Below are 16192 nucleotides of genomic sequence, written 5' to 3' on the forward strand. Positions count from 1 at the left end.
ACTTATATTGTACCATGCAACTCAGTGTGAAGTTATGATATTACATTAGTAGTTTCTGGCTATTGTTGTAATCCTTTTATATAACCTCGTCTTAATATCTTATGCTAATATAAAAGTAAGAAAAAAGAAGCAGAGGGATATAGCATGAAAAATATCGGTTTAGTATTAGAAGGCGGAGGAATGAAAGGTTTATATACGGCAGGCGTACTCGAATATTTTATGGAAAAGAACTTATTCTTTCCTTATGTAGTTGGCGTATCCGCTGGAGCTTGTATGGGAGCAACGTATTTGTCACGTCAAAAAGGGAGAAATAAAAAAGTAAATACAGAGTTAGTTGCAGATCACCGTTATATATCTTATCGAAATTTAATTCGAAAACGTGAATTATTCGGAATGGACTTTTTATTTGATGAAGTACCTAATAAAATTGTCCCATTTGATTTTCAAACTTTCTTAAACTCAAATGAACAGTTTGTTATAGGGACGACTGATTGCGAATCGGGACAAGCTATTTATTATAATAAAGCAGAACACGGAAATGATATTTTAAAAATCATTCGTGCATCTAGCTCAGTACCGTTTATAGCGCCTGCTGTAGAATATGATAATCGCAAATTACTAGATGGAGGGATTATAGATCCTATACCGGTGTTAAAAGCGCAAACTGATGGTTATGAAAAGAACGTTGTAATTATGACAAAACCAGAAGGATATGAGAAGCAACGTAATAAATTTTCAGGCCTAGCTAAAATTTTATATAGGAAATATCCGAATATCGCACAATCTTTAGTAGAACATTATCGTTTTTATAATGAGACGATATCTTATATGCATCAAATAAAACAAAAAGACAACTTTTATATTATTCAGCCTAGCGTACAGCTTCCAATAAGCGGAATAGAAAGAAGTAAAGAAAAGCTCGTTAATTTATATAATCTTGGTTATACAGATGCTCAATATCATTATGAAAAATTATTAAGTTGGATAGAGAAGTAAAGGGGTGGAAAGTTGAAGTTAGGAAAACAAATTATTTTTAAGGAATTGCAGAAAATGCATAGTCCACTTTATAAACCGTTTCCGAATTGTGACATTCGAAAAATACGAAAAGATTTTAATACTATGTTTACAGAAGATGATTGTATAAGCGCTGATTTAAATTATTATTGGATGCATACAGCAGGTACTTTAAGTTACGTGCTTAATAATAATGAACAGGAGATTGTGTTTAATCAAATAAAATGGCTAAGGAAATCGTTTTTTGAATGGTTTCCACAATATTGTTTTCTAGAAACAGAGATTATGAAGTATCCCATTTTATATAGAGATTTCATGAATTATGAAAAGACCCGTAAGCTATTACTTTATTATCTTACTGAATAAAAATTAAAACGTACAAGTGATGCTGCTTGTACGTTTTTTGTTCATAAAATATACAATATTTACAACTTATCCATGTAGGTATTTTAACGAGAAAAAAGAAGTACATATAGAATAGGTGTGAGGGAGGAGAGAGAGGTTTGTTAGCTGTTTCCCTTTAAATTCATGTCCACTCAAATATTTCGAGTAAAATTCGCTTCTAAATGGTATTATCAAATATCAAGAAAACTAATTTAGAAACAAGGAAGGGACAGGTTTAATATGGAAAACGTATCAAATGTAGATAAAGTAGAATCAATTAAATCTTTACAGTCAACAATCCGTAAACTAGAAAATGCCTTATCACAGATGACTCAAAAAGGCTCAAACACTACTTTAGTGAAAAAAAGACTCAAAGCAGCTAGTATCGGCTTAGCTATGTTAGAAAGTATTTGGAATCAAGAAACCCATCATTACACGCAAGAGGATTTAGCAGACGCTCGAAATGTTCTAATTGGTTTGCTTCCATCAATTGAAAAGATTTATGTTAAGTCAAAGCTTGGGAGTCCTCAAAGAACACTTTTAGAAAGAAGAATAAAATCATTAGAACTTTCTATTCAGGCAATTGATTATTTTTCTAATAAATAACTTCGCTAAACAAATAACTTACGACTACTTTTATATAGGGATTCTAATGAAAAAACTACATATAGAATACTACAAAGGAGAAAGAGAGGTGACTACAATAATCAGTCCTAAGTTAGAGAAGCTTAAAAATCAATTAAAGAATGGAAACGAAAAAGCTCTTTATACTTTTTTGCATGAAATAAAGTCAAATCACACGCCACTAATAGAACAATGCCCTGCAGATAATCAGTATAAGCTTATAACGTATATATGGTTAGGGGATCGAAAAACTGAAAATGTTTATATATTCGGTAGTTTTCCTGGTTGGGATCTGTCTGTAAATCAACTACAACGGTTGTTACAGACAGATATTTGGTATGTAACGTTTAGGACGGATAAGAGTTTTATTTCAACTTATTATTTTACAGTAAATGATTTTTTCGAAAATGATTGGATAAAGCGTAGTGAACAGTACCAACTAGATCAATTCAATGAAAATATATTTGGAGAAGGTGCCAATAAAGCGTCTATGTTAAAAATAGGTATGGAAGTGCAGTATAGCAGTCGTTTTCCTTCAAATGATTATCCATCCGGAAAGATTGAAACATATTCTTTTTATAGTTCGATTTTAAATAACACACGTAAAATTTATATTTATACGCCTCATGATTATTCTCGCACTTCACATCTTCAAGAACTTCTCATTGTATTTGATGGGAATTCATTCATTAATGACCTTTCAATCACAAAAACACTTAATTATTTAATTTACGAAAAAGAAATCCCATCTTGTATCGCTGTTGCTATAGATCCAGTTAATCGGCTAGAAGAGCTAACTTATAACGATAAAATGAATGCATTTTTAACAGAGGAATTACTTCCGTGGATTCAGGCGAAGTATCGTGTGCATCAAGAAGTAAAACATATAACAATTGCCGGTTTCAGTCTTGGTGGCCTAGCAGCTTGTTATGCAGCGCTTCAAAATCCACACATTTTCGGGAACGTGTTGTCTATGTCTGGATCTGTACATTGGAAAAAGGATGGATATGAAAATCAAATTCCTTGGATTGAAAATCAAATTTCATCTATAGATTCAAATGCGACACAGCCTCAATTTTATTTAGCAGCAGGCGAACTTGAAAACAAACCTCTTTTAACGGCTAATAGACGCCTATATAAAGCTTTAAAAGAAAAAGAATACCAAATTACTTGTGAAGAGTTTCAAGGCGGCCATGACGGTGTTTGGTGGCGAGAAAAGTTATTTGATGGGTTGAAAGCATTGAAACGTACAAAAACGCTACTATAAAATATAAAGAGGAGAGATTCTATGAATCAAGAAGAACTAGATAAAAAACTAAAAAAGCAAGAGATTTTAGTAAAAGATGAGAAAGTTTGGTCCTATACGTATGAGGATCATATTAGTTCTATCGTGAAGGAAGCAGAAAAGAAAGGGTCTTTTGATAATATGCCTGGTAAAGGCAAGCCTCTTAATTTAGATAACGACCTTTCGTACAATCCTGAAAAGCAACTTTATAGAACGTTAAAGAATAATTATGTTTTACCTAGGTGGATTGAGCTTTCAAAGGAAATTGATAATTTAAAAGAAAAGCTAAAAGAAAATACAAATACTGCAGAAGCAGCGGATTTAATTCGAACTATTAATAAAAAGGTATTAGAACATAATCTACTTTGTCCACCAAGTGCGCAAAAAACAAGGGTGAAAACGGACTTTTAACAATTTTCAAAGAAGCCATCTCTTGCTATATAATTAAGTAAGGCATTTTCAATTCATTATGAAAGGGAGGCAAATGTAATGAAGAATACGTATCAACTTCAAATTCCGAAAGAACTAGAGCAGTATCGTACTATTTTAGAAGAAAGTGTAAAACCGTTTGTTAAAGTGTCTGGAACATTGGCTGAGACAACTCTTTTTGAGAGTAAGTTTGGTGGTTATCCGTATGTACCTATAGATCAAGAGCATCCTAAAGATTCAAATGGACAACCTATGATGTTACTTGCGCAGTTAAACTTTGAAGAAATGCCACATGTTGAATATATGCCTCAAGAGGGAATGTTACAGTTTTTCGTAAGTGCAGATGATGAGCTTTATGGAGCAGATTTTGATTATCCAACAATCCAAAAAGACTTTCGGATTATTTATCATTCTACAATTACAGAAGATTTGAATAAGGTTATTACTGATTTTAGTTATTTAAATACTTTAGAATTAGAGGACTTTATCATACCTGAAGCAGCTAAACTACGGTTTGAATTAAGTTATCAACCCATAACATCAAGTGATTATCGATTTGAAAAGATGTTTAGTGAGGAAATTGATTGGGAAGAAATTGTTGATGAAGAAAATAATACAGAATTAGGAGAACTGTATGACGATATATATGTTTGTCAAGGGCATAAAATAGGCGGTTATCCATTTTTCACACAGACAGATCCAAGAGAATGGGAAGAAAAATACCAGCAACATGACATGTTATTGCTGCAAATCGATACAGATGATTCATTAAATATTATGTGGGGAGATTCTGGTGTTGCTAATTTCTTTATTAAAAAAGAAGATTTGTTAAATCTAGATTTTTCCAATGTTATTTACAACTGGGATTGCTACTAAAAAGATATAAATGAAATACTAGCAAGCTAAAAAATCTTCCTGAAGGTGAGGGAGATTTTTTTATGTTAAAAATAAACGTTATGTTAACTAGAGTGTAAAATAATAGGAATAATAAAAGTCAAGCGTAAATAACAGAAATAACAAGAAATAATGTAAAGTTGTAAAACGTGTGTAAATAGCAATAAATTTATAAAGTAAAACCTAAAATAAAATTATTAATTTATATTTTGTAAAAAAGATTTTTCCGCATAAAAATTATTACTGATCAAAAATGTTTTTGATTCGTTAAATCTTAATCAATCATCAATTAAGATTTGCTGTGATAAATTTATAACTAAAAAACGATAAAAAACTGTATAAATGCGTTTAAATACGATTTTATGTGAATCTCACTAAAAATCTCTGTTTCGTCTCATTAAGTATAGTTTACTTGGTTTTTGATACCTGTTATTGCTTTGTTTTTATAACTGCCTATAATATATATTATGTCAACTAGTAAAAAGTAATAAACTTATTATATGTTAGTTTCGTGTTTTACACTCCCCTTTTCTTTATTGATTATAGTGATTAGTTCATTATTTTTGAATTGGTGTGATTTGATAGCTGTGGAATTTGAAATTTATTTTCTTGTCTATAATGTAAATTAACAAAATTAAAAACAACTTGTTTAGAATTAATAATTAAACAAGTTGTTTTTAGATTGACCAAACTATATTTATAATTAGTTTGCTATAGCAATTACTTTGATTTCGATTAATACTTCATCGTGAATTTAAATTTTTTAATTGAACTTGCTCGCGTATTATTCGATTATCATTACAATTATTCTTTTTCTTGAAAAATATTGTATTTACGCTTTAAATACAAACCTTTATCTTTATAAATCCACCGTGAAAATTTATTAACATTATTTTTACCACTTAGATATATACGATATTGTTTTTCTTTGTCAACAAAACTCAATCGGAATTTATTATCCTCAAGGATACCTTTAAAAGAATTCATAAAATTATATGATCCTCCAACAAAGCTAACGAAATATTTATGGGAGTTCACATGACCGTCCCCATCAAAATACCCACGAACAAAATGATGTAAATATTCTTCTGGCACGTATGGAAATTCGATGTTAAAAGATTTACATGGATTAATTCCGTGTATGTTCATAAGGTCGTCTTTTATTGTTTTGCTATTAATATTTAGCATATATACGCCTGTTTTTTTATTTTGATACAGTGGCTGGCTGGTGTTTAGTTCTTGTTTTATATCTTCTAAAATGTAACTTTCTTTTTGAGATATACTCACACATTGATTTTCTTTTTGTATGACACCATCTGCTGCTATAAATCCTAATATATAAGCCATATTATTTGACCACGTTTTAAAATAATCTTCTGTTATGTCATACTTTCTCTTCCAGCTCCCTATAGCGCGCCTTGGCACGTTGCTGTCTGATAGAACCATACGAATATACCTTGCAGATACGTTAGCAAGCATAGCGATTTCTGAGGTACCCTTCCCTTCCGCATACAGATGAATGATTTCAGGTTTTGATAGTTTACATTTTGATTTCTTTTTTCTCTCTATTTGCACTTACATCCTCTCCTTCCCTTTAATAATTAGAGACATATTTTCTTCTATAACATATAACGAAACATATGTTCTTTGTTGCTTATAAGAAGAACTTTACTAAATTAAAACAATTTACATTTACTTCATATTCCTTTTATCTGCTGCTGTAGGATTTACATTTTATATACACAAATAATGAATTTGACAAATTTATGAAATGTACTGTATTTAAGGTGAAAGGTAAAATGATTTCGTTTAAACTGCAGATAGCTACAATAACAACATACGTATATTGTTAAACGTAAAAAGGAGAACGAATGAAAAAGAAATATATAAATCAAATTCATACTGATGTAAGTTTTAAACCGAAAGATATTATAGGTTTAATGACGGATTACTTTAAAATGAAAACTAAGCTGCGTCCTATAAAGAATTTACCTATTGTTTTATCGGATAAAAATAATGAGTCTTTAGAGAGTGTGACATGGTTTGGGCACTCTGCTTCACTATTAAAAATGGAATGTGGGCAATATGATCCGAGGTGGTCTGCGATTCATATGTTGCCTGAAGAAACGGTACAAGCTCATATGGATGTTAAAGGAGAACTCCTTCTTCCGATTCATTGGGGTGCTTTTACATTAGCATTACACGAATGGAGTGACCCAATAGAACGTGTTACGAAAGAAGCCAAACGTTTAGAAGTTAAAATTACAACGCCTCAAATTGGCGAATCTATTACGTTAAAATCTACAGATTATCCATCATCAGCTTGGTGGAGAGAAATTTAATTATAAATAAAAAAGAGCGAACTCTCTTATAAGGAATTCGCTCTTTTTCTGTATTTAAACTTATTTCACTATATTTGCTTTCCCGCTATCTAAAATTCTATTTGCTGGTACACTGGACATTTCAATCACTGTATTTATACTCTTATCAGTTAGTTCAACGAGTTCGTTTTCGTGATTGATTTTTTGTAAATCCCACACCATTCCATTGAACTCGTTATGCTGTCCACTTACCTTTGCAATACTTTTCGTTTTATTTGTAGGTTGTATTTGAAGGTTTGTAAATAGGTTACCACTAATTTCATTTGGCGTTGTTACATTACTATCCATATAAATCATATTTACACAATCTTCGAGAGAGAAGTTCATAAAACGGTTGGCATTTATCCATGCATGTCCAGATTGTGGTTTCTTTGCTACTAATTTCACCCCAGTTTCCATTCCTACAACTTTTATATTTTCAAAATTAATAAATGAAATTTCATTTTCCTTCCCACCAGAATACAAAGAAATGCCGGTACCTTTATTCGTTTCTGTCCAATTGATAATATTTATATCTTTTATTTTTGTTTTGTGCCAAGTGTTATAATACTTATTTTTTCCGTCTAAATATATAACTTCAGAATTAAATGTAGGATCATCTATAGCTATATAAGCTCCTTCAATAGAAGCGTTTTTTTCTAATTCTAGAACTCTAAAATTACCTTCAACAACAAATTGTGTTCCATAACCAAATAATAACTTTACACCCTGTTTCACTACGATTGGTGACGTGATTTTATACTTCTTATCATCAAGCAATACTGTTTTAATTTTACTAGATTCTGCTTTATTAATAGCAGATTGTATTTTGTTTGAATCATTTTTACCTTTAAAGTCTTCTACATACACCTTATCATTTTTAGCTAAACCTTCTTTTTTGTTGTATTGATAAAAAGCAATAGTAATTAGAACGATACCTATAAGTAAAGTACTTATTTTCTTCATCACACTCATCCTCATATAAATTTTCTCCTTAGCTACTCTTCGAATAATCTATGGCTTTTATATTTAGGTGATAATTATTTTGCTGTGTATGATAGATTAAGATTCTTACTTTTTATAATGGAATTATATTATCTATAGAGTTGTCCTGCTTAGCTAATTCTTTATTCCTATAATCTATTAATTTATGATTAGATAAAATAAAATTATGCTCTAATATTAATTCATTGTGGAGCACTTCAACTAAAAATTTAGGGATCATCTCTCCTACGCCGTAATTATAGTCACTAAGAATCCAAGAAACCTCTTTCCAATCTAAAATTCCTTCTGAGACTTTTTTTGGAGTGTGATATGTAAATTCATGAAGTAACTCTACTAGATAAACATACATACCGCCAGAATATGAAGAATCCTCCCATGTAATAATGCCTTTAAATTGAATTTGGTCATACGTAACTTTTATATTAGTCTCTTCCTTTATTTCACGAATCGCATTTTCTAAAGGTGTTTCGCCCTTTTCTATCTTTCCTCCTACACTATTCCATAATCCTTTTACCGGATCATATTCTCTATTTAACATAAGTATCTCTTCATTTCTTTTTATAAAACATAAAGTGTGCTTGTACATAATGTGATTCCTTCCTCCGTTTTTAATAAGCTCTTACTGGAGATATAAGATGGATTGCTGCAGAGTGTGTCCCTGCTTCAACTAATATCGGTCTCATAGAACCGCTGAAACTTAAAGTAACCGTTTCTTCTTTTATTGCCCTTAAAGCATCCAACATAAATCGTCCATCGAAAGATATATTGAATTGTTTTTCACCTTGAATTGCATCTATCTGTTGTGTCTCAGATATTTTTCCAATCTGAGAAGCATTAGAAGAAACTTTAATTGTAGATTCATTTACAATTTCTAAGTTAACATTGTTATTTGCCCATTCACTTGCTAATAAGCTTGATCGATCTACCCCTTGTAACATTCTTTGTCTATCTATGTTAATGACTGTTTGAAATTCATTTGGAATTAAACTAGATATATTAGGATATTTCCCTTCAATTAATCTTGAATATAATGTAGTTGTGCCGAATGTAAAAATAATGTGGCTTTCTGATAGATAAATAGAAACGAATTCTAAATTGCTGTTCATTAATTTTAAAAGTTCATTAATGGTTGCACTTGGTACAATACAATTCGCTTTCACATTAGTAGAAATTAATGTTTCACGTATAGCTAGTCTATGAGAGTCAGTTGCAGCGCATATTAATTTATTGTAGTCTAACTCGATATGCACTCCGGTAAGAACGGGTCTAGATTCATTTTTCGCTACTGCAAAGACTGTTTGTTTAAACGCATCAATCAATTGTTTTGTTTTTATTTGTATTTCTGCATGATCGTCTATTTGTGGTACGTTAGGAAATTCATTCGCTGGAAAGCCATTTAAGTTTAATGTGATTTCTTCTGATTGTATGGTAATTGTTTGCTTATTCTTACTTTTTATTACTATATCGCTTGGCATTTTCTTTATAATTTCAATGAAGTATTTTGCAGGTACAACAATTGTTCCTGCTTTTAAGGTAGTCGTAATTTGTTCGTCATCCATGGAACTAGGGATGAATTTTTCGATGAAAATATTTGAATTACTTGCGATTAAAGTAATTCCAGATTGATCTGCAGTTATTTTTATACCGGATAGTATAGGAATTATAGCTTTGGTAGCTATGGCTTTACTTACTTCTGAAAGTGCTTGAGTGAAATGTTTATGATTAACGATAAACTCCATTTTTTCCCCGCCTTACATGAAATGATAGTTTTATGAAGATTGATGAATGATTGTTCCGTTAAAAAAGTAAGGTACTGTTTCTTTCCTTTGTAATATATTTAATAAGTGTTCTGGTATTCGTAAATGCGGTTCTGCTCTATGTAATTCCATCCAAGTAATCTCTTCAATTTCTTTTGGCCTTGTTATATTTGTTTCCCCACCGATTATTTCACCTAAAAAATTAAAGAATATTGCATGGTGTCCTCTCTCCTCGAAAAAAGCTTCGCTAATGTAACAAATACCCTTTACAGTTATATGTAGACCGGTTTCTTCTTTCACTTCCCGAATGACTGCCTCTTCTAACGTTTCTCCCAATTTAACCGCGCCACCTGGTAGTGTGTAATAAGAACCATTCTTCCCTTTGTTTTTAACCATTAAGATCTTTTCGTTTGTTTTATCGTATAAAAGTGCATATGTAACATTTACTTTCTTCATCTAAGTCCACCTCTAATAATGGGAATTTTCTATCTTTGTTGCATTCTACCATTTAATCGTTTTAAAATATAAAAAAATTAATAGAGTATTTCATTTATCTATCCTTAGTAAAGGTAATTAATTGATCCCCCTTCATTTCTAAATAAAAAGAACGTATTTTGAAAGTAATTATTCAACGTATGCTCTACTTAATAGTCGTAGTGCACTGTTTCATTTCACTAAAATTGTAAAAAGCCGTACTACATTTTATTTGTAGTACGGCTTTTTACCGCGTTTGATTCTTTTTAATTAAAACTTCCGTTAGTTTGAACGTATTAGTAAAATAATTCTATTGTATTACTGCGAAAAAGAATGAACATTCCTAAACCAATTAGAACGATTGGAACGATATTATGAGGACTCTTTTTAAAATTAAGCTACTTTCCGATATAAATGTTGTGTTTCTTTTTTCTTCTCTGCTTTAGGTGGACGAATTAATATCGAAATGATGAAGGAAATAACGCTTAAAACACCGATTATAATAAAGGTCGGTCGAAATCCACCAAGTAACGCTCCAATGAATGCTCCTGCAAGTGCACCAAACCCGAAACCTTGATATACAATCCCGTAATTTGTACTATGGTTTTTTAATCCGAAGAAATCCCCGACAATTGCTGGGAATATAGTGATATTACCACCGAAACAAAAGGCGACACTTGCTACACAAGTAAAATAAATTCCATAATTTAGAGGAATGTAACTTAAAGTAAAGACTGACAATCCAATAATAATAAACGTTGCAGAAACGATTTTCATTCGACCTATTTTATCTGATAACGTTCCAAGAACAATACGACCTACTGTATTAAAAATTGCAATCATTGCAACGGCGTTAGCGGCAGTTGCTGCGCTAAGTCCAACGAGCTGCACTCCGATATCTTTTACCATACCGATTAAATATAGACCACCCATACACGACGTAAATAGCATAAAAAACAAAAGATATACTTGTTTCGTTCTCATCATTTCACGCGGAGTATAGTCATTGTGTAATGTTTCAGTTACAGCATTACTTACAATTGCCTCGCGTAAGAAGAACGATCCAATTAATACTAAAAGCAAAACGATAATGCCCCAATATAAAAAGGCTTGTGATACACCAAGGCTGTCGATAAGATTTCCGTTTATATATCTAAAGATTAAGCTGCCCATTCCATATGCTGATACAGATATACCTGAAATAAGCCCTTTCCGATTCGGAAACCATTTAATTAAATTAGATAGTGATGTAATATAAGCAGTCCCATCTGCATAACCAACTACGACTCCGGCTAATAAATATAGTAATGGTAAGGAAGAAACTTGCGAACTAAGTATTAAACCGAGTCCCAGCACAATCCCTGCAGTAGCGATGAGTTTTCGAAGCCCTAATTTTTGCTGTAACTTTCCTGCAAATAATGTTGAAAATGATAAAGAGAAGCTTGTAATGGAGAAAGTTATAGCAACTGAATTAAGGTTCCATCCAAACTTACTTACAAGGGGCTGATTAAATAAACTCCATGTATAAATTGTTCCAAGGCCAATTTGAACAATGATTGTACCTAGAACAATTAGTAACGGATTTGTAGAAGTTTGTTTCATACTAACTGTCCCCTTCTTTTATCGTGACATGAAGTTTCACAGTTAGTATAACCATCATAAAAAGCAAGATACTGCATGAAAAATGGAAATTGAATTCATGTACACAAAAAGACACTCCATTATGAAGTGTCTTTCTGCAGGTTATATTAGATTTACTTAAAGAAAGCTTTGTTAAGATAAGACATTTTCAAATGCTTATGTATATAGAGTACCAAAATTTTTCAATCATGTGATGGGACTTAAGATGTATTTTTGATTCATCATATGGTCGGATAAACGAAAAATTAATATTCAATTTCATCAAAATCTTTCGACTGCGGTACCGTTTGCATATTAGCTGCATCTTTTGGATCGCTATAGATCGCATTTTGCTCTGTATTTACATCTTTTATATTTTGCTTTTTATTTTTGTTCACTTTATCTTTCACTTTCAATCACTCCTTTTTGTTATAGGAGTAATTATGCCCTATTACTGTTACGAAATGTATCAACGACTAAATTGCTAAATTCATGTAAATAATATAAATAATTGTCACCGCCGTAGTTGTATCTTTTATTGTACATTTTTGCAACTACTACATTATATGCAGGTATTACTAATATAGTTGGTCCCGTAATTCCTAATATTTGATACGAGCCTTTTGGTACACGTTCGCCTAGTTCACTTAATTGTGCAGGTTCATTTTGAACGAACCAAAACAAGCCATTTTGTGGTAGCTCTTTATTTACATATGTTGGACTCTGCAAACTCGTAGCGATTTTTATAACTTCTTTTGGAACAATTTGTTTATCATCTATCATACCTTGATTTAAATGAAGGTTGCCCCACTGTGCAAATTCTCTAGCGGAGACAAATAGATTTTTTTCAGTACCGTCATCTACTGTACCAATTTCACTAATTGCGTCTTTATTTGGATCATCAACAACTGCAACTAAATTGTCATCTTGCTGTATTCTCCATCCTGTTTCTTGGAAATTAGCAGGTTTAAACACACGCTCTTTTAACAATTCAGGAAAACTTTTGTTATATAGCTGATAAATAAGACGTGTCATCATTCTTACATTAATATCTCTATACGCCCATCCTTGCCCCGGTTCAAATTCACGAAAAATTGTCCCGTCATTCGTTTCTTCTAATCCGTGCGAATGTGTTACTAAATGTTTTATCGTTGTTTTACCGAGCAATACAGGATCAAAGTCTTTAAAATATTTTACCGCTTCATCATCAATAGAGTTTATTTTCCCCTCGTAAAGTGCATACGCTATCATTAATCCTAAATAACTTTTTCTCGCAGAAGCAACATTAAATTGTGAAGATGCTGTTACTTTCTTACTTGTAGATGTATTTGAGTGATAGCCACTATAATGCTCCAGTACAATTTTGTTATCTTTCATTATGCAAAGCGCTGCTGCAGAGCTATGGTTTTGTTCTTTTATATTCTCTACCCAAGAAATCAACTTATCATATGTATACAAATAAATCCCCCTTAATACACATAAAAACTACAGCTTGAAAGAAAAGTGCAAAATAGTTTTCACACCTTTCCTTCAAGCAAAATATCTTTGATGTTCTATACTTAAATGATCCACCAGTTCCAGCAGTTAAAACAACCGAAACATCCAGCGCATCCTATGCATCCGCCGCAACGACCTGCACAACCACCACATCTGCCGCCACATCCGCCACAGCGTCCACCACAACCTCCGCATCCACCGCAACGACGTGCATCGTCTTGAATGTAGTAGTATGGATATTGATTTTGTTGTTGATCCCAATACACAACATTACCAGTTTGATAATCATTAAGGTTCAATGATTGTAATTCTTGTTGAAACTGATTCATTATGAAACCCTCCATTTATAAATGTAAATTCCGCTCAAATATGAAAAGTAATATATTTTTGCAACCAAAGTAGAAACAAGGCTATAGACTAAATGCGTACATCAACAAAATATGAAATTACTCTAGGTGATGTACCTTGTTTTTTAGCCTATTTTCTTACTTTCCTTTTGGCAGACGGATTTACTATTGATAGAGGCGTTTAAAAATTGCTAATCCAACAGTTTAATAGTTCATCACTTAACTTTCTTTCTAGTAACTCTTTAACTGAAGGTGCGGGCATGATTTTATACGTATGTAAAGCTTCTTGATTATAATCTATCCAGTGAAACGCTAAATGGGATTCTTTAGATTTTGGTATGAAATCAATGTGTAACTCTTGTGAATCTATCTCAAAAATATGATTGATTTCATGGTGAAGAACTTCTTGATCTTGCCATTTGTTTTCTATGACTCCTAAAAATTGTTTTATACTACAATTTACTCCGATTTCTTCTCGTAGTTCTCTTATTAATGCATTCTCAGCCGATTCGCCAACTTCAACATGACCACCTGGTAAAAAATAATGATGGCCAATATATTCTGCCACTAACAATTTTTTATCCTTTACCATAACAGCTCGAACAATATGATGAAATTTATTTTCCAATTGTTATTCCTCCCATTCATTTACTTTATATTTGATTAAAATAGTCATTTAATATCGGGATAATATAAATCATAGGTGTTTCATACGGATGAATTTTATTGATAACTTCAAGAGCATTTTTTACAAGTTCTCGTTTACACTTTATTTCAATTTTATATTCTTGCCCTTCACAAATCTGACCAATTTCCCCGTTAAAAGGTGATGCACCTTTTAACGGTCTCCAGTATCCTTTCACAGAACTATAGGACAGACAATGATCATATTCTCCCGTTTTACAAGCACCAAGTTTATTTAACTCATTCCTCAGTATTTCAATGTATTCTTCAGGGATAAATACTTCAATTTTGACTTCAGTAAATTGCATAATTCATTTCACACCTTTGCTACATAATAATTAAACGAATAAGCGATATACTTGCTCGCCATCATAATCATGTCCCAATGACTGAAAACCGGAACTTTCATATAGTTTCTTTGCAGAGATATTATCTTTATGTACTGTTAATCTAATTTCTTTACACGCCTTAAACGTATTTTTTATTAAGTGTATACTTTCTTGTAATGCCGCTTTTCCATAACCGTTACCTTGCTGCTTTTGATCGATAATAAATCCATTTATCCAATACATATCTGCTGTCTCTTTTATAACAGCATGCATAACAAAACCGACCATTAGATCGCCGTTGTATATCGCAAATGGTATATATTCTACATTTTCACCATCTGGTTTTATATATACCTTAGCAAGTGAAACTGCTACAGATGGAACAAATTTCATCTGATTATCTTTAACTTGCAGCTTTAAAGCATCTTCCCAATTCTCTCTCGTAACAACCTTTAACTGGATATTCAATATGGTAAGCTCCTTTATAAAAAGAATGTATTTATATATTCAACGCAGTAAAATAATTCCCTGTTTCTTAATTTTAAGAAATGTGTTGAATTATCACTTCTAAAAAATCTATCCAGTTATATCGCTGTACATTTCACTTCGAGTATCTTTCTTTAATGATACATGCGCTATTAAAACTCCAAGTATAGTAATTACTCCACCAACTACCGAAATAAAAGTAGGTACTTCACCTAACCATACCCAAGCTATAAAACACGCAATTACTGGCGTTAAATATAAAGAACTTGTTGCCTCGGAAGCGCCAGTATGAGATATAATATAGGCCAATGCAATATACGGGAGTACTGTTGGGAATAAACCTAAATATATAACGCTCAAATTCACTTCAAGAGGAGCTACTAGTATTTCTTGATACATTCCTGGTAAGAAAATAAGCATACATACCGTACTAGATAAAATTGTATATATGGTAAATGGTAAGAAGCCGTACTTTTTTAAGTAAGATGTTTGAAAAACGAAAAATAGGCTTTCTGAAACGGCTGCTAATAATATAAATAATCCCCCGCTATTAAATTGAATAGAACCCCCTTGACTAAATGATATGAAAGCAATTCCTATAAAGCTAATTACACCACCGATCCATCCATTTAATTTCATTTTTTCATTCAAAAAAACAAAAGCAAGAATTGCCGTTACTATAGGTGTGACGGAAACGATTAAACTTGCCGATCCAGCATTTACTGTTTTTTCACCATAGTTTAGTGCAATGTGATAAAAAGTAAATCCTAAAGCACCAAATAAAAAAATCGCTGGAATATCTTTTAGATCAGGTAATCGTAGTTTGTATATAAACGAAAACAAAAGAAGTATGAATGAAGCAATTAACAAACGAAGTAAAGTAAGATGTTCAGGTGTGTAAGATTCAAGACCCATACGAATTGCCGGAAAGGCCGTTCCCCAAATTAAAATTGTAAAAGAATGAGCACATATAATTCGATAATCCCATTTTTTATAATTCATG

20 protein-coding genes and 1 pseudogene are annotated in these 16192 nt (G+C 31.8%); 7 read left to right on the forward strand and 14 right to left on the reverse strand.

Features of this window, described 5'->3' with window-relative positions:
* Positions 1 to 144: 144 nt before the first annotated feature.
* The 6 genes from FH036_RS04035 (at position 145) to FH036_RS04060 (ending at position 4612) form a co-directional block, all read left to right on the forward strand.
* Positions 145 to 996: a patatin-like phospholipase family protein gene (locus tag FH036_RS04035; RefSeq protein WP_070806167.1), complete on the forward strand. Its 852-nt coding sequence runs from the start codon at positions 145 to 147 to the stop codon at positions 994 to 996.
* Between the two features lie 12 nt (positions 997 to 1008).
* Positions 1009 to 1380, forward strand: a complete 372-nt coding sequence (locus FH036_RS04040; RefSeq protein WP_138321918.1) for a YxiJ-like family protein — start codon at positions 1009 to 1011, stop codon at positions 1378 to 1380.
* Positions 1381 to 1638: 258 nt separating this feature from the next.
* Positions 1639 to 2004 (forward strand): hypothetical protein, encoded by a 366-nt coding sequence (locus tag FH036_RS04045; protein WP_000432682.1) that lies wholly within the window; start codon positions 1639 to 1641, stop codon positions 2002 to 2004.
* A gap of 88 nt (positions 2005 to 2092) precedes the next feature.
* Positions 2093 to 3289 carry an alpha/beta hydrolase-fold protein gene (locus tag FH036_RS04050; protein ID WP_139895381.1) on the forward strand — a complete coding sequence of 399 codons (1197 nt, stop codon included), beginning with the start codon at positions 2093 to 2095 and terminating at the stop codon, positions 3287 to 3289.
* Positions 3290 to 3310: 21 nt separating this feature from the next.
* A complete protein-coding gene (locus FH036_RS04055) occupies positions 3311 to 3718 on the forward strand; it encodes a DnaJ family domain-containing protein (protein ID WP_139895382.1) in 408 nt (135 codons plus the stop codon).
* Between the two features lie 78 nt (positions 3719 to 3796).
* On the forward strand, positions 3797 to 4612 hold the full coding sequence (locus FH036_RS04060; protein WP_044792249.1) for a YwqG family protein: 816 nt from the start codon (positions 3797 to 3799) through the stop codon (positions 4610 to 4612).
* Positions 4613 to 5434: 822 nt separating this feature from the next.
* Here the strand turns inward: FH036_RS04060 and FH036_RS04065 are convergent.
* Positions 5435 to 6205, reverse strand: coding sequence for an LAGLIDADG family homing endonuclease (locus tag FH036_RS04065; protein ID WP_130983707.1), 771 nt, complete (start codon positions 6203 to 6205; stop codon positions 5435 to 5437).
* 296 nt (positions 6206 to 6501) lie between these two features.
* Between FH036_RS04065 and FH036_RS04070 the strand changes: the two genes are divergently transcribed.
* A complete protein-coding gene (locus tag FH036_RS04070; RefSeq protein ID WP_139895383.1) occupies positions 6502 to 6972 on the forward strand; it encodes an MBL fold metallo-hydrolase in 471 nt (156 codons plus the stop codon).
* 60 nt (positions 6973 to 7032) lie between these two features.
* Here the strand turns inward: FH036_RS04070 and FH036_RS04075 are convergent, their stop codons facing one another.
* From FH036_RS04075 to FH036_RS04125, 13 genes and pseudogenes are all read right to left on the reverse strand, one after another.
* Positions 7033 to 7971 (reverse strand): hypothetical protein, encoded by a 939-nt coding sequence (locus FH036_RS04075; RefSeq protein WP_044792252.1) that lies wholly within the window; start codon positions 7969 to 7971, stop codon positions 7033 to 7035.
* A gap of 97 nt (positions 7972 to 8068) precedes the next feature.
* Positions 8069 to 8581 (reverse strand): NUDIX hydrolase, encoded by a 513-nt coding sequence (locus FH036_RS04080; protein WP_139895384.1) that lies wholly within the window; start codon positions 8579 to 8581, stop codon positions 8069 to 8071.
* Between the two features lie 22 nt (positions 8582 to 8603).
* On the reverse strand, positions 8604 to 9734 hold the full coding sequence (gene dnaN, locus FH036_RS04085) for a DNA polymerase III subunit beta (protein WP_139895385.1): 1131 nt from the start codon (positions 9732 to 9734) through the stop codon (positions 8604 to 8606).
* A gap of 30 nt (positions 9735 to 9764) precedes the next feature.
* Positions 9765 to 10208, reverse strand: coding sequence for an NUDIX hydrolase (locus FH036_RS04090; RefSeq protein ID WP_000757633.1), 444 nt, complete (start codon positions 10206 to 10208; stop codon positions 9765 to 9767).
* 314 nt (positions 10209 to 10522) lie between these two features.
* Positions 10523 to 10603: pseudogene (locus FH036_RS27610) on the reverse strand (cadmium resistance transporter); the annotation flags it as partial.
* 16 nt (positions 10604 to 10619) lie between these two features.
* Positions 10620 to 11828 (reverse strand): L-lactate MFS transporter, encoded by a 1209-nt coding sequence (locus tag FH036_RS04095; protein WP_138321927.1) that lies wholly within the window; start codon positions 11826 to 11828, stop codon positions 10620 to 10622.
* 284 nt (positions 11829 to 12112) lie between these two features.
* A complete protein-coding gene (locus tag FH036_RS26970; protein ID WP_180358371.1) occupies positions 12113 to 12256 on the reverse strand; it encodes a hypothetical protein in 144 nt (47 codons plus the stop codon).
* Between the two features lie 31 nt (positions 12257 to 12287).
* A complete protein-coding gene (locus FH036_RS04100; RefSeq protein ID WP_139895386.1) occupies positions 12288 to 13304 on the reverse strand; it encodes a serine hydrolase domain-containing protein in 1017 nt (338 codons plus the stop codon).
* Positions 13305 to 13405: 101 nt separating this feature from the next.
* Positions 13406 to 13672, reverse strand: a complete 267-nt coding sequence (locus FH036_RS04105) for a heterocycloanthracin/sonorensin family bacteriocin (protein WP_001071384.1) — start codon at positions 13670 to 13672, stop codon at positions 13406 to 13408.
* A 199-nt stretch (positions 13673 to 13871) separates the two neighbouring features.
* Positions 13872 to 14318 carry an NUDIX domain-containing protein gene (locus tag FH036_RS04110; RefSeq protein ID WP_139895387.1) on the reverse strand — a complete coding sequence of 149 codons (447 nt, stop codon included), beginning with the start codon at positions 14316 to 14318 and terminating at the stop codon, positions 13872 to 13874.
* A gap of 25 nt (positions 14319 to 14343) precedes the next feature.
* Positions 14344 to 14682 carry a divalent cation tolerance protein CutA gene (gene cutA, locus FH036_RS04115; protein ID WP_139895388.1) on the reverse strand — a complete coding sequence of 113 codons (339 nt, stop codon included), beginning with the start codon at positions 14680 to 14682 and terminating at the stop codon, positions 14344 to 14346.
* 30 nt (positions 14683 to 14712) lie between these two features.
* On the reverse strand, positions 14713 to 15171 hold the full coding sequence (locus tag FH036_RS04120; protein ID WP_139895389.1) for a GNAT family N-acetyltransferase: 459 nt from the start codon (positions 15169 to 15171) through the stop codon (positions 14713 to 14715).
* Between the two features lie 108 nt (positions 15172 to 15279).
* Positions 15280 to 16191: a DMT family transporter gene (locus FH036_RS04125; protein WP_044792263.1), complete on the reverse strand. Its 912-nt coding sequence runs from the start codon at positions 16189 to 16191 to the stop codon at positions 15280 to 15282.
* Position 16192: the final 1 nt, after the last annotated feature.

The organism is Bacillus sp. CD3-5 (assembly GCF_006349665.1).
Classification (GTDB): domain Bacteria; phylum Bacillota; class Bacilli; order Bacillales; family Bacillaceae_G; genus Bacillus_A; species Bacillus_A paranthracis.